The 13,659-nt window shown below is 61.5% G+C and carries 15 protein-coding genes; 6 read left to right on the forward strand and 9 right to left on the reverse strand.

Annotated elements, in window-relative coordinates; genetic code table 11:
• The first annotated feature begins 45 nt into the window (after positions 1-45).
• Complete coding sequence (locus BW978_RS22380; protein ID WP_244552032.1) at positions 46-486, forward strand: DUF4864 domain-containing protein; 441 nt, start codon at positions 46-48, stop codon at positions 484-486.
• Between the two features lie 43 nt (positions 487-529).
• On the opposite strand, the gene tgt is transcribed toward BW978_RS22380, so the two are convergent.
• The 5 genes from tgt to coaD form a co-directional block, all read right to left on the reverse strand.
• Positions 530-1,660 carry a tRNA guanosine(34) transglycosylase Tgt gene (gene tgt, locus BW978_RS22385; protein WP_076398343.1) on the reverse strand — a complete coding sequence of 377 codons (1,131 nt, stop codon included), beginning with the start codon at positions 1,658-1,660 and terminating at the stop codon, positions 530-532.
• A gap of 3 nt (positions 1,661-1,663) precedes the next feature.
• Positions 1,664-2,758 (reverse strand): tRNA preQ1(34) S-adenosylmethionine ribosyltransferase-isomerase QueA, encoded by a 1,095-nt coding sequence (queA, locus tag BW978_RS22390; RefSeq protein ID WP_076398345.1) that lies wholly within the window; start codon positions 2,756-2,758, stop codon positions 1,664-1,666.
• 91 nt (positions 2,759-2,849) lie between these two features.
• Positions 2,850-3,359 (reverse strand): peptidylprolyl isomerase, encoded by a 510-nt coding sequence (locus BW978_RS22395; protein WP_076398347.1) that lies wholly within the window; start codon positions 3,357-3,359, stop codon positions 2,850-2,852.
• A 40-nt stretch (positions 3,360-3,399) separates the two neighbouring features.
• Positions 3,400-3,969 (reverse strand): peptidylprolyl isomerase, encoded by a 570-nt coding sequence (locus tag BW978_RS22400; protein WP_076398350.1) that lies wholly within the window; start codon positions 3,967-3,969, stop codon positions 3,400-3,402.
• Between the two features lie 27 nt (positions 3,970-3,996).
• The gene (gene coaD / locus BW978_RS22405) at positions 3,997-4,491 is read right to left on the reverse strand and encodes a pantetheine-phosphate adenylyltransferase (RefSeq protein WP_076398353.1); all 495 of its coding nucleotides are present in this window, start codon (positions 4,489-4,491) and stop codon (positions 3,997-3,999) included.
• 210 nt (positions 4,492-4,701) lie between these two features.
• On the opposite strand from coaD, the gene BW978_RS23665 reads away from it, so the two are divergent.
• The 3 genes from BW978_RS23665 to BW978_RS23920 all read left to right on the forward strand — a co-directional run bounded on the left by BW978_RS23665 (position 4,702) and on the right by BW978_RS23920 (position 5,290).
• Positions 4,702-4,860 (forward strand): hypothetical protein, encoded by a 159-nt coding sequence (locus tag BW978_RS23665; protein ID WP_175616931.1) that lies wholly within the window; start codon positions 4,702-4,704, stop codon positions 4,858-4,860.
• Positions 4,861-4,943: 83 nt separating this feature from the next.
• A complete protein-coding gene (locus tag BW978_RS23670; RefSeq protein WP_162760091.1) occupies positions 4,944-5,096 on the forward strand; it encodes a hypothetical protein in 153 nt (50 codons plus the stop codon).
• Positions 5,097-5,155: 59 nt separating this feature from the next.
• Positions 5,156-5,290, forward strand: a complete 135-nt coding sequence (locus BW978_RS23920; RefSeq protein ID WP_006727707.1) for a hypothetical protein — start codon at positions 5,156-5,158, stop codon at positions 5,288-5,290.
• A 167-nt stretch (positions 5,291-5,457) separates the two neighbouring features.
• On the opposite strand, the gene gyrA is transcribed toward BW978_RS23920, so the two are convergent.
• Positions 5,458-8,271 (reverse strand): DNA gyrase subunit A, encoded by a 2,814-nt coding sequence (gyrA, locus tag BW978_RS22410; protein ID WP_076398356.1) that lies wholly within the window; start codon positions 8,269-8,271, stop codon positions 5,458-5,460.
• Between the two features lie 195 nt (positions 8,272-8,466).
• Here gyrA and BW978_RS22415 point away from each other — a divergent pair, with 195 nt between their 5' ends.
• Entirely contained in the window at positions 8,467-9,096 is a 630-nt protein-coding gene (locus tag BW978_RS22415; protein ID WP_076398358.1) for a MarC family protein, read from the forward strand.
• Between the two features lie 122 nt (positions 9,097-9,218).
• On the opposite strand, the gene BW978_RS22420 is transcribed toward BW978_RS22415, so the two are convergent.
• Positions 9,219-9,764, reverse strand: a complete 546-nt coding sequence (locus tag BW978_RS22420) for a single-stranded DNA-binding protein (RefSeq protein WP_076398360.1) — start codon at positions 9,762-9,764, stop codon at positions 9,219-9,221.
• A gap of 268 nt (positions 9,765-10,032) precedes the next feature.
• Between BW978_RS22420 and uvrA the strand changes: the two genes are divergently transcribed.
• Positions 10,033-12,954 (forward strand): excinuclease ABC subunit UvrA, encoded by a 2,922-nt coding sequence (uvrA, locus tag BW978_RS22425; RefSeq protein WP_076398362.1) that lies wholly within the window; start codon positions 10,033-10,035, stop codon positions 12,952-12,954.
• A gap of 11 nt (positions 12,955-12,965) precedes the next feature.
• Here the strand turns inward: uvrA and BW978_RS22430 are convergent, their stop codons facing one another.
• Together BW978_RS22430 and BW978_RS22435 are read right to left on the reverse strand one after the other, a co-directional pair.
• Positions 12,966-13,352, reverse strand: coding sequence for a type II toxin-antitoxin system VapC family toxin (locus tag BW978_RS22430; RefSeq protein ID WP_076398365.1), 387 nt, complete (start codon positions 13,350-13,352; stop codon positions 12,966-12,968).
• Positions 13,349-13,627: a type II toxin-antitoxin system Phd/YefM family antitoxin gene (locus tag BW978_RS22435; protein WP_076398368.1), complete on the reverse strand. Its 279-nt coding sequence runs from the start codon at positions 13,625-13,627 to the stop codon at positions 13,349-13,351. Before BW978_RS22435 ends, BW978_RS22430 begins: the two co-directional genes overlap by 4 nt.
• Positions 13,628-13,659 lie beyond the last annotated feature (32 nt).

A 13,659-nucleotide genomic window follows, 5' to 3' on the forward strand; every position in this document is an offset into this window, starting at 1 on the left:
CGGCCTATCCTTTTATTCCGGACTTCCTGAAACAAGGGGATGATCATGCGCATGCGGATTGGAGTTGCCCTCTTTCTCACGGCCGGCCTGCTCGCTGCCCCGGCCATTGCCCAGCAGGATGCTAAGACCGAGGCCGCAGGTCTTGCGAAGGACGTGATCGAGCAACAGATAACGGCCTTCCTCAACGACGACGCGACCGCCGCCTATTCTTTCGCCTCGCCGGAGATCAAGTCGGTCTTTCCCAATGCAGAGCGCTTCTTCGATATGGTGAAGAAGAGCTACGGCCCCGTCTACAGGCCCGGCAACTACGCTTTCGGCCGCAACCAGGTCTCACCCGACGGAACCGTCGCCTATCAGGAAGTGCTGATCTCGGCGCCCGACGGCAAGGACTGGGCCGTCTATTACGAGCTGAAGCGCCAGCGCGATGGGCAGTTCGCTATCAACGGTGTCCGCATCAAGCGCGAGACCGATAGTCAGGGTATCTGATCTGTCAGATGGGTGGGCGGTATCCGCCCTGTTCTGACCTTTATCAGACCGGGTCTATATCGCCCCGCGCCCACATCTCGATCGTTTCGGCCTTGAAGTCCTCAAAGCGGTCTTCCGCGATCGCCTGGCGGATGCCCTGCATCAGTTCCTGATAGTAGCTGAGGTTGTTCCACGAGAGCAGCATGCCGCCGAGCGCTTCGTTGGAGCGCACGAGGTGATGCAGATAGGCGCGCGAATAGTCGCGGGTCGCCGGGCAGGACGACTGATCGTCCAGCGGGCGCATGTCTTCTGCGTGGCGGGCATTGCGGATATTGACCTTGCCGCGGCGTGTGAAGGCAAGGCCATGGCGGCCGGAGCGGGTCGGCATCACGCAGTCGAACATGTCGATGCCTTCGGCCACCGATTTCAGCATATCGTCGGGCGTTCCGACGCCCATCAGGTAACGCGGCTTTTCGGTGGGGAGCACCGGCAGCGTGATGCGCAGCATGTCGAGCATGACGGCCTGGGGTTCGCCGACGGCGAGACCGCCGATGGAATAGCCCTTGAGGTCGAGCTGTTTCAGGCCTTCCGCCGAGCGGATGCGGAGTGCCGGCTGGTCCCCGCCTTGGACGATGCCGAACATGGCCTTGCCCGGCTGATTGCCGAAGGCGACGCGGCAACGCTCGGCCCAGCGCAGCGACAGTTCCATGGCGCGCTCGATCTCGCGCGGCTCGTTGGGCAGCGCCACGCATTCATCGAGCTGCATCTGGATGTCGCTGTCGAGTAGGCCCTGGATCTCGATCGAGCGCTCCGGCGACATATGGTGCAGCGAACCATCGACATGGCTCTTGAAGGTAACGCCCTGCTCGTCGAGCTTGCGCAGGCCCGAGAGCGACATGACCTGGAAGCCGCCGGAGTCCGTCAGGATCGGACCCGGCCAGCGGATCAGCTCATGCAGGCCGCCGAGACGGGCGACACGTTCCGGGCCGGGGCGCAGCATCAGGTGATAGGTATTGCCAAGGATGATATCGGCGCCGCCTTCCTTGACCTGGTCGAGATACATGGCCTTGACCGTGCCGACGGTGCCCACCGGCATGAAGGCGGGCGTGCGGACCGTGCCGCGTGGCATGGTGATCTCGCCAAGGCGCGCCTTGCCGCTGGTGGCCTTCAAATTGAACGTGAAATTCTCGGTCATCGGTCAGTCGTCTTTCCGGAAGAGAAGGCTGGAATCGCCATAGGAGTAGAAGCGGTAGCCGGTCTCGATGGCGTGGGCATAGGCCTGGCGCATCGTGTCGAGGCCGGCAAAGGCGGATACCAGCATGAAGAGCGTGGATTTCGGCAGGTGGAAATTGGTCATCAGCATGTCCACCGCCTTGAAGCGATAGCCGGGCGTGATGAAAATGCCGGTCGCACCGGACCAGGCGGGGATGTGGCCGTTATCCTCTGCCGCGCTTTCGAGCAGGCGCAGCGAAGTGGTGCCGACGGCGATGATGCGGTTGCCGCGGGCGCGCACGGCATTCAGCGCGGCGGCTGTCGACGGCGAGATATAGCCGATCTCCTCGTGCATCTTGTGCTCGGTGGTATCATCAGCCTTGACGGGCAGAAAGGTGCCGGCGCCGACATGCAGCGTGACGAAATGGCGCTCGACACCGGCGGCATCGAGTTTGGCGAAGAGGTCGGGCGTGAAATGCAGGCCGGCGGTAGGCGCTGCGACAGCGCCTTCTTCCCGGGCGTAGATGGTTTGGTAGTCGGCGCGATCCTTTTCATCTTCCGGCCGCTTGGCGGCGATATAGGGCGGAAGCGGGATATGGCCGACAGTGGCAATCGCCTGATCGAGATCAGGGCCTGAAAGGTCAAAGGCGAGGGTGATCTCTCCAGCGTCGCCCTTTTCGGCGACGGTCGCGACGAGGGAACCCGTCAGGCAGGCGGCGCCTTCGCCCTGCCCCACACCAAAATCGATGCGATCACCCTGCTTGATGCGCTTGCCGGGCTTGGCAAAGGCTTTCCATCTGGAGGTGCCAACCCTCATATGCAGCGTGCAGGACACGGCGATCTCCTCGGCTCCGTCGCGGTGACGGATGCCTTCGAGTTGCGCTGGAATGACCTTTGTGTCGTTGAAAACAAGCGCATCCCCCGGCCTCAGGAAAGACGGCAGATCAAAGACCTTGCGGTCTTCGAGCACGTGCTCTGCATCCGGCCGAACAATTAGAAAACGCGCATGGTCGCGCGGGCTTGCGGGCCTGAGCGCGATATTGTCGTCCGGCAGGTCGAAGTCGAAAAGGTCTACACGCATCGCTGTCTGTCAGAGTGTGGGTGGAAGATCTAAACGCGAAAACCCGCCCGGGTGTTAGGCACCGAGGCGGGCTTCGTGTGCTGTAAGCCGATCAGGCGTCGGCGGCAACCTTCATCGACAGGATCGAATCGGGATCGCTGACAGGCTCGCCCTTCTTGATCTGGTCGATGATATCCATGCCTTCGATGACCTGGCCCCAGACGGAGTACTGCTTGTTCAGCCACGGTGCGTCGGTGAAGCAGACGAAGAACTGCGAGTTGGCCGAGTTCGGGCTCTGCGAGCGAGCCATGGAGCAGGTGCCGCGCACATGCGGGGTGGCCGAGAATTCAGCCTTCAGGTCCGGCTTGTCGGAGCCGCCCATGCCGGCACGGCCGGGGTTGAAGTCGCTTCCGCCCTTCTTGCCGAACTTCACGTCGCCGGTCTGGGCCATGAAGTCGGGGATGACGCGGTGGAAGACGACGCCGTCATAGGCGCCTTCGCGCGACAGTTCCTTGATGCGGGCGACATGGCCGGGGGCCAGATCCGGGAAGAGCGCGATGACGACCTTGCCCTTGGTGGTTTCCATCAGGATGGTGTTTTCCGGATCCTTGATCTCGGCCATGGTGTTTCTCCTTGGATTGGGGCGTAGCGCCCTTTTGATATCAGTTGCGACCGACGGTGACCTTGACCATGCGGTCCGGGTCGGTGACTTCGCCGTTGCCGCCTTCGCCGCGCTTGATCTTGTCGACGGCGTCCATGCCCGACACGACCTTGCCGACGACCGTGTACTGGCCGTTCAGGAAGCCGCCTTCGGCGAACATGATGAAGAACTGCGAATTGGCAGAGTTCGGGTCCTGGCTGCGCGCCATGCCGACGGTGCCGCGCTCGAAGGGCACGCTCGAGAATTCAGCCTCGATGTCGGGCAGGCTGGAGCCGCCGGTACCGGCACGACCCGGCTCGAAGCCGTTTTCCATGTCGCCGAACTGCACGTCGCCGGTCTGGGCCATGAAGCCTTCGATCACGCGGTGGAAGGCGACATTGTCATATTCGCCCTTGGACGCGAGATCCTTGATCTGCGCAACGTGCTTCGGTGCCACGTCCGGCATCAGCTGGATCACGACCGGGCCATCCTTGAGCTGGATGGTCAGGAAGTCTTCGTTGGACTGGGCCTGGGCGGAGCCGAAACCGGCTACAGCCAGAAGGAATGCGGTTGCGAGTTGGACGAGCTTCATGATCACTCCCGTTCTGAAAATTGCGGCTCAGCGGCCGTATCTGGAATTGAGGGCGGCAAGCACCGGCGCGGGTACGAAGGCACCGACATCTCCACCCATGGCGGCGATCTGGCGGACCAATGTGGCCGTTATGGGCCGTGAGGCGGTTGCCGCCGGCAGGAAGACGGTCTGCAGTTCCGGTGCCATGGTCGCATTCATGCCGGCAAGCTGCATTTCATAATCGAAATCGGTTCCGTCGCGCAGACCGCGCACCATGATGCGGGCACCATGCCTGCGGGCGGCATCGACGGCGAGGTCGGCGAAGGACACCACCTCGAGGTCCCCTGCCCTGTCCGGCAGAACCGCAACAAGCGACGCACGGATCAGATCGGCACGCTCTTCGTAGGTAAACAGCGGCGTCTTTCCCGGATGCGTTCCGATTGCGACCACCAGGCGATCGCTGATGTTCAGCGCCTGAACGAGCACGTCCAGGTGGCCGTTGGTCATCGGATCGAAAGAGCCAGGATAAAATGCGGTCGCCATGAGAACCCGTCTGTTGGTTTCGCTCGCCTTTTGTCACGGAAGGCGGCTGATCGCAAGCACCCTAAGAGCGGGCCTTTGTCACGCCTGCGTCGAGCCAAGAACCCGACCAGACCGCTGAACAGTAGATGAACACGCCATTCAAGAGCGCTTCAGGCCGACATCGCTAGGCTCAGATCGTCAACCAAACCGAGACAGCCCAAGGACGTTCCCATGCTCGCTCTTCTGATCGCTTCCGCCATCGCTGCGTCTCTGCTCATCGAACTTGGGTTGATGGTTGTGCGGGACTGGATGGAGCAGTCGCCACTGGACTGCGAAGATGAACGCCAGATGAACGGCACGTTCAAGAGGACTTCAGGCGCAGCCCGATAAACCTCTTCCTACACTGTGCGGGAACTATTTCCGCACGCAAGCATTTTACGGCAGCGAATGCCGGCATTCAAAGGACTAAAGCAATGCATGACAAGGTTACCCTGATCAACCTCGTATGGATGATGATGATGACTGCCATGGTTGCCACCTCTGCAACCTTTTACATCAAGGACAGCGGTGACGCTGCTTTCTACGGCCCCCCGATGACGGCCCGCTACCACAGCTTCGGCCACTGATCAGACACGAGTTTTCGCCGCTAGAAACGCAACGACACGCTGAGAAAGAAAGGAATGACATGTTTATCACCCTGTCTGTTCTGGCTGCTCTGATCAGCGGCATGTTCGTCGCCTCGGTCGCCTCGGCGATCACGGCTCTGAAGCGCGAAAACGACGATTTCCGGGCCATGATGGAGCGCCGCAAGGCCTTCTGAGACCGATCCCAAGCGGTCACAGTCGGTGGATCCACACACCGGCCCAAAAACAAGACCGCGTCAAACTTGATGCAGACCTCCAGCAAAAAGCCCGCTCGGATAACAATCCGGCGGGCTTTTCGTTTGTCGATAATGGATGAGACCGGCCCTTGCGGGCCGGCTTAACATCATTCCGTCGGGGTCTCGCTACCGCCCTCGCCACCGGCACCATCGACCGGCGTTGCAGTGCTCTCGCCGTCGACTCCTTCCGAGGCCTCAATGACTTCGTCATCCGCTTCCGGTTCAGTGATCCGCTCGACCGAAACAACCTTCTCATCCTTCGCGGTCGAAAAGATCGTCACACCCTTGGTCGCACGGCTGGCGATGCGGATACCGTTGACCGGTACGCGGATCAGCTGGCCGCCATCGGACACCAGCATAAGCTGATCTGTTTCCTCGACCGGGAAAGCCGCAACCAGTTCGCCGATTTCCGCGGTCTTCGAGGTGTCGGTGGCACGGATGCCCTTGCCGCCACGACCGGAGGTGCGGAAATCATAAGACGAAGAGCGCTTGCCGTAGCCCTTCTCGGAGACCGTGAGCACGAACTGCTCGCGGGCCTTGAGCTCCTGATAGCGTTCTTCCGACAATTCGCCTTCGGCGCCGACTTCTTCGCCGACTAGGGCGATATCGTCTTCGTCGACGCCCATGGCCCGGCGCTCGGCGGCCGAACGCTTGAGATAGGCCGCACGCTGCCACGGTTCGGCATCGACATGCGCAAGAATGGTCATCGAGATCAGACGGTCGCCATCGGCCAAGGTCAGACCACGGACACCGATCGAGTTGCGGCCGGCAAAGACGCGCACTTCGTCGACCGGGAAGCGGATCGCCTGGCCAAGTGCCGTCGTCAGCAGCACGTCGTCACGTTCGGTGCAGGTCTCGACGCCGAGGATCTGGTCGCCCTCTTCCTCGAGCTTCATCGCAATCTTGCCGTTGCGGTTGACCTGGATAAAGTCCGACAGCTTGTTGCGGCGAACCGTGCCACGGGTCGTCGAGAACATGACGTCGAGATTGCCCCAGCTTGCCTCGTCCTCAGGCAGCGGCATGATCGAGGTGATGCGCTCGCCGGGCTCCAGCGGGAACATGTTGATCATCGCCTTGCCACGCGAGGTCGGGGTGCCGATCGGCAGGCGCCAGACCTTTTCCTTGTAGACGATGCCGCGCGACGAGAAGAACAGAACCGGCGTATGGGTATTGGCGACGAACAGACGGGTTGCGAAATCCTCGTCCTTCATCGCCATGCCGGAGCGACCCTTGCCGCCGCGGCGCTGGGCACGGTAGGTCGTCAGCGGCACGCGCTTGATGTAACCGGCATGGCTGACGGTGACGACCATCTCTTCCCGGGCGATCAGATCCTCGTCGTCCATATCGGGACCGCCATCGACGATCTGGGTGCGGCGCGGCGTGCCGAATTCATCGCGGATCGCGGTGAATTCGTCCTTGATGATCTGCTGGATGCGGACGCGCGACGAGAGGATGTCGAGATAGTCCGAAATCTCTGCGCCGATCTTGTTCAGCTCCTCATCGATCTCGTCGCGTCCGAGTGCCGTCAGGCGGGCGAGGCGCAGTTCGAGGATGGCGCGGGCCTGCTCTTCCGAGAGATTGTAGGTAAGGTCCTCGTTGATCCGGTGGCGCGGATCGTCGATCAGGCGGATCAGCGATTCCACATCATGGGCCGGCCAGCGGCGGGTCATCAGCTGTTCGCGTGCAGTTGCCGGGTCCGGCGCCTTGCGGATCAGCGCAATGACTTCGTCGATATTGGCAACGGCGATCGCGAGACCGACCAAGACGTGGGCCCGGTCACGCGCCTTGCGCAGCAGATACTTGGTGCGGCGGCTGACGACTTCCTCGCGGAAGTTGACGAAGGCCCGCAGCATGTCGAGCAGGGTCAGCTGTTCCGGCTTGCCGCCGTTCAGCGCCACCATGTTGCAACCGAAGGAGGTCTGCAGCGGGGTGTAGCGATAAAGCTGGTTCAGGATGACATCGGCATTGGCGTCGCGCTTCAGCTCGATGACGACGCGGTAGCCATCGCGGTCGGATTCGTCGCGCAGGTCGGAGATGCCCTCGATGCGCTTTTCGCGCACGAGTTCGGCCATCTTCTCGATCATCGTCGACTTGTTCACCTGATAGGGGATCTCGGTGATGATGATCTGCTCGCGGTCGCCGCGCATGGGCTCGACGCGGGCGACGCCGCGCTGGACAACGGAACCGCGACCCGTCTCATAGGCGGACCGAATGCCCGAACGGCCGAGGATCATCGAGCCGGTCGGGAAATCGGGACCCGGGATAATCTGCATCAGTTCCGGCAGCTCGATCGCCGGATTGTCGATCAGCGCGGTGCAGCCGTCGAGAACCTCGACCAGGTTGTGCGGCGGGATATTGGTGGCCATGCCAACCGCGATACCGCCCGCACCATTGACCAGCAGGTTCGGGAACTTGGCGGGAACGACGACCGGCTCCGACATGGTGCCGTCATAGTTGTCGCGGAAGTCGACCGTTTCCTTGTCGAGGTCGTCGAGCAGCGCGTGCGAGACCTTCTGCAGGCGGCATTCCGTGTAACGCTGTGCTGCCGGCGGGTCGCCGTCGACAGAACCGAAATTGCCCTGGCCGTCGATCAGCGGCATGCGCAGCGACCATGGCTGCGCCATACGGGCGAGCGCGTCATAGATCGCGGAGTCGCCATGCGGGTGATACTTACCCATGACGTCACCGGTGACGCGGGCGCTCTTGACGTATTTCTTGTTCCAGTCGAGGCCGAGCTCGTTCATGCCGTAAAGGATACGGCGGTGTACGGGCTTGAGCCCGTCACGCACATCGGGAAGTGCGCGGCTCACGATCACGCTCATCGCGTAATCGAGATAGGACCGCTGCATTTCCTCCATGATGGAAATAGGCTCGATGCCTTGCGGGAACTTGCCGCCGCCGGGAGTGCTTTGCTCAGTCAAATCAGGTCACGATCTCTGTTCGGAATCACTGGGAAATCTATAGCGGAACACGCGCGCGCGCGCCAATTTCGAGGCCGGTTATAAACAGGCTTTTACGGCCTGGGAAAGGCATTTTCGTCAATATCTTGGGGGCCAGCCTTGCAAGGCCACCAAGGCTTCGGCTTTATGCGTGCCTGGACAGGAGAAAGATACACCATGGCGATGACAGAAACGATGATCAGCGCACTGACGACCCTGCTGGTCACCGTCGATCCGCCGGGGCTGGCCCCGCTCTTCCTCGGCCTCACACAGGGCATGACACGCGAGCAGCGCCAGCAGGTTGCCATTCGCGGCTCCGTGATGGGTTTCGCCATCCTGACCGTCTTTGCGCTGTTCGGCGCCACCATTCTCGGCGCGCTCGGCATCTCCATGGGCGCCTTCCGCATCGCCGGCGGCTTGATGCTGTTTGCCATTGCCTTCGAGATGATCTTCGAGAAGCGCAATGAGCGGAAGGAAAAGACGACAGGCGATGCGATCACCAAGGATCACATCCACAACCTCGCGGTCTTTCCGCTCGCCATCCCGCTGATCGCCGGCCCCGGCGCCATATCGGCCACCGTGCTGATCTCAGGCACGATGGACGGATGGATCGGCAAGCTGCAGCTGATCGCGGTTATCGGCGTGGTGCTCGGTCTCGTCTTGGTATCGCTCTACCTTGCCGAAAGGCTGAACAAGTTCCTCGGCGTGACTGGCCGCGCGCTGCTGACGCGTCTGCTGGGCGTGCTGCTGGCCGCGCTTTCGGTGCAGTTTGTCGTTGACGGTGTGAAGTCGGCCTTCGCAGGCTGACCGACCCGGAAGGCAATTCGCCAATTGCCGAACTCCCTTCGGCGTGCGACTTGCAGACCAGGATTGACCGCAAATGATTATGGGGGCCGAAGCCCCCATTTCTTATCGATTCTGGCCTGTTCTCAGAACGGAATGTCGTCGTCCAGGTCACGCGAGAAGCCGCCGGAGGGCGCGCTGCCGCCGCGGCTTGCGCCACCGGAGGCGCCGCCACGCGAGGGTGCAGGGGCACTGTAGCCGCCGTCATAACCACCGCCGCCGCCGCCGTAGTCAGCGCCGCCAAAGTCATTGCCGCCGCGCGCGCCGCCAGCGCCGTCACCGCGACCGCCAAGCATGGTCAGGTTACCGCTGAAGCCCTGCAGCACGACTTCCGTCGAGTAACGGTCCGCGCCGCTCTGGTCCTGCCACTTGCGGGTCTGCAACTGGCCCTCGATGTAAACGGTCGAGCCCTTTTTCAGATACTGTTCGGCGACCTTGCAGAGGCCTTCATTGAAGATCACGACCGAATGCCATTCGGTCTTTTCCTTGCGTTCGCCGCTGTTCTTGTCGCGCCAGGTTTCCGAGGTCGCGATGCGCAGATTGGCGATCGGCCGGCCGTCCTGGGTCCGGCGAATTTCGGGATCGGCACCGAGATTGCCGATCAGAATGACCTTGTTGACGCTACCAGCCATGACACTCACCTTACTGCCGCGCCGCCGCGGCGTTCAAAATCCAATCAAATGCCACCTTATCCCATCCGTTCCGGCGAGTGGGAGAACAGGCGGCTAAATCCACAGCGAAAATGTTCTTTATTTGTTCTAGTATTTCTCTATGATCCTGTCAACAGAATCGAAATTCCACAGCCGTTGCGCCTTGTGCCTCGACTCACGGGCGCCGTTGCCTACATAAGGACAGTTCTCCCAAGGACAGTCCCCTTCCCTTTGCCGATCAGAGCCTGACATGAGCGAACTCAAGACCATTTCCATCCGTGGCGCGCGCGAGCATAATCTCAAGGGCATCGACCTCGATCTGCCGCGCAACAGCCTGATCGTGATGACGGGGCTTTCCGGCTCCGGCAAGTCGTCGCTTGCCTTCGACACGATCTATGCCGAAGGGCAGCGGCGTTACGTCGAGAGCCTGTCGGCCTACGCGCGGCAGTTCCTTGAAATGATGCAGAAGCCTGATGTCGACCAGATCGAGGGTCTGTCGCCGGCGATCTCGATCGAGCAGAAGACGACCTCGCGCAATCCACGCTCGACGGTTGGCACGGTCACCGAGATCTACGACTATATGCGCCTGCTGTTTGCGCGCGTCGGCGTTCCCTATTCGCCGGCGACCGGCCTGCCGATCGAGAGCCAGACGGTCAGCCAGATGGTCGACCGGATCCTCGCTTACGAGGAAGGCACCCGTCTCTACATCCTCGCGCCGATGATCCGCGGCCGCAAGGGCGAGTACAAGAAGGAACTCGCCGAACTGATGAAGAAGGGCTTTCAGCGCGTCAAAATCGACGGGCAGTTCTACGAAATCGCCGAGGCCCCGACGCTCGACAAGAAGTACAAGCACGATATCGACGTGGTGGTCGATCGCGTGGTTGTCCGGCCTGACATCGCGAGCCGCCTGGCTGACAGTCTCGAAACCTGCCTAAGGCTCGCCGACGGTCTCGCGGTCGCGGAATTCGCAGACAAGCCGCTGCCGCCAGAGGAAACATCTGCCGGCGGTTCGGCCAACAAGTCCCTGAACGAAACGCATGAACGCGTGCTGTTCTCGGAGAAATTCGCCTGCCCCGTCTCCGGCTTCACCATTCCGGAAATCGAGCCGCGCCTCTTCTCCTTCAACAATCCCTTCGGCGCCTGCCCGACCTGCGATGGCCTTGGTTCGCAGCAGAAGATTGATGAAGCGCTGATCGTTCCGGAGGTGCATCGCAAGCTGAACGATGGGGCGATTGCGCCCTGGGCCAAGTCGAGCTCCCCTTACTACAACCAGACGCTGGAAGCGCTGGGCAAGGCCTTCGGCTTCAAGCTGACGGCGAAGTGGTCGGATCTTTCAGAGGCGGCGCAGAAGGCGATCTTGCACGGTACCGAGGAGAAGATCGACTTCCACTATGCCGATGGTGCGCGCTCCTATACCACGACCAAGACCTTCGAAGGCATCGTTCCGAACCTCGAGCGGCGCTGGAAGGAGACCGACAGTGCCTGGGCGCGCGAGGAAATCGAGCGCTTCATGTCGGCCGCCCCCTGCCCGGCCTGCAATGGCTTCCGCCTGAAGCCCGAGGCGCTCGCGGTCAAGATCAATGGGCTGCATATCGGCCAGGTGACGAACATGGCGATCCGCAATGCCGGCTCCTGGTTCGAGGATCTGCCGGCCAAGCTCACCGACAAGCAGAACGAAATCGCCGTGCGCGTGCTCAAGGAAATCCGCGAGCGTCTGCGCTTCCTCAACGATGTCGGCCTCGACTATCTCTCAATGTCGCGTAATTCGGGCACACTGTCTGGCGGCGAAAGCCAGCGCATTCGTCTGGCATCGCAGATCGGCTCCGGCTTGACGGGTGTGCTCTATGTGCTGGACGAGCCGTCGATCGGCCTGCACCAGCGCGACAATGCCCGCCTTCTCGACACGCTGAAACACCTGCGCGACATCGGCAATACCGTGATCGTCGTCGAGCATGACGAGGATGCGATCCTGACCGCCGATTACGTCGTCGATATCGGTCCGGCGGCCGGCATTCATGGCGGCCAGGTGATCGCGCAGGGCTCGCCGCAGGACGTGATGGCCAATCCGAAATCCCTGACGGGCAAGTATCTGACCGGCGAGATGGGTGTGAGTGTCCCAGCCCAGCGGCGCAAGCCGAAGAAGGGCCAGCAGATCAAGGTGGTCGGCGCCAAGGGCAACAATCTGAAGAACGTCACCGCCTCGATCCCGCTCGGCGTGTTCACGGCAGTCACCGGTGTGTCCGGCGGCGGCAAGTCGACCTTCCTGATCGAGACGCTTTACAAGGCGGCGGCGCGGCGCGTCATGGGTGCGCGCGAAAATCCTGCAGAGCACGAGCGGATCGACGGTTTCGAGTTCATCGACAAGGTGATCGACATCGACCAGTCACCGATCGGGCGCACGCCGCGCTCCAATCCAGCGACCTATACCGGTGCCTTCACGCCGATCCGCGACTGGTTCACCGGTCTGCCGGAAGCCAAGGCGCGCGGTTACCAGGCCGGTCGCTTCTCGTTCAACGTCAAGGGCGGTCGCTGCGAAGCGTGCCAGGGCGACGGCGTGATCAAGATCGAGATGCACTTCCTGCCCGACGTCTACGTCACCTGCGACGTCTGCCACGGCAAGCGCTATAACCGCGAGACGCTGGATGTGACCTTCAAGGGCAAGTCGATCGCCGATGTGCTCGACATGACGGTCGAGGAGGGTGTCGAGTTCTTCCAGGCAGTGCCGGCGGTGCGCGACAAGCTGCAGGCGCTGTTTGATGTTGGCCTAGGCTATATCAAGGTCGGCCAGCAGGCGAACACGCTGTCTGGCGGTGAAGCGCAGCGCGTCAAGCTCGCCAAGGAGCTGTCGAAGCGCTCGACCGGCCGCACGCTCTACATTCTGGACGAACCGACGACTGGCCTTCATTTCCACGACGTCGCCAAGCTTCTGGAAATGCTGCAGGAACTGGTCAATCAGGGGAATTCTGTCGTGGTCATCGAGCACAATCTCGAGGTCATCAAGACGGCCGACTATATCCTCGATTTCGGTCCGGAAGGTGGCGATGGCGGCGGCCAGATCGTCGCCCAGGGCACGCCGGAAGAGGTGGTGAAGGTCGAGGCGTCGTATACTGGGCAGTTCCTCAAGGAGCTGCTGCAGCGGCGTCCGGTGAAGAAGGTTCAGGCGGCGGAGTGATCCGCCGGAGCCTACCAGAGGCGTTGCACCCTCAGAGTGTCGAAGGCCGTGTCGGCACTCACGATTACCAGGCCTTCCAGTTTCGATTGGGCGGCAAGCAAGCGATCGAAGGGATCCTTGTGCTCGGCGACCAACTGCCCGGCATAGAGTGCGTGCGATGTTTCAACTGCAAGCAAGGTGAAACGCTCAGCCATGACATGTTTGACAAAGTCAGAGCTGATGGGACCTACTTCGGGCCACTTTCCGAGGCGATACTTCGTCGCCAACTCGAACGCGGAGACGGCGCTGACCATGACCTCGTTGTCGCCATCGCTCAAGGTAGCCCGTGCGAGGTGGCTGAGATGGTCACCATTGATCAACCACCACACCAGCGTGTGCGTATCGAGAAGATATCTCACTGGCCGTTGTCACCAGGAAAAGAATATTTGCCCTCCCATGCCTCCAACTCGTCTTCGGACATCGGCTCCAGGAAGAGATTGGAGGGCAGCTTGCCTCGCAAGTGGGCCAACGCACCCGGCGTGCGCGGCGGGTTCTTTTCTTGAGATGAGGTCAAGGCAACCAGTTTCGCAATCGGCTCATCGCCGCGCGCGATTACGATTTCTTCACCGGCTTCGACGCGGGCGAGGAGTTTGGAGAGTTCCGTCTTGGCCTTGTGGATGGTGACGACCGTCATCGCTTCGCTCCTGGCTGTATTTTATATTAGCT

Origin of the sequence: Rhizobium sp. RU33A, from assembly GCF_900156055.1 — a bacterium.
GTDB lineage: Bacteria > Pseudomonadota > Alphaproteobacteria > Rhizobiales > Rhizobiaceae > Allorhizobium.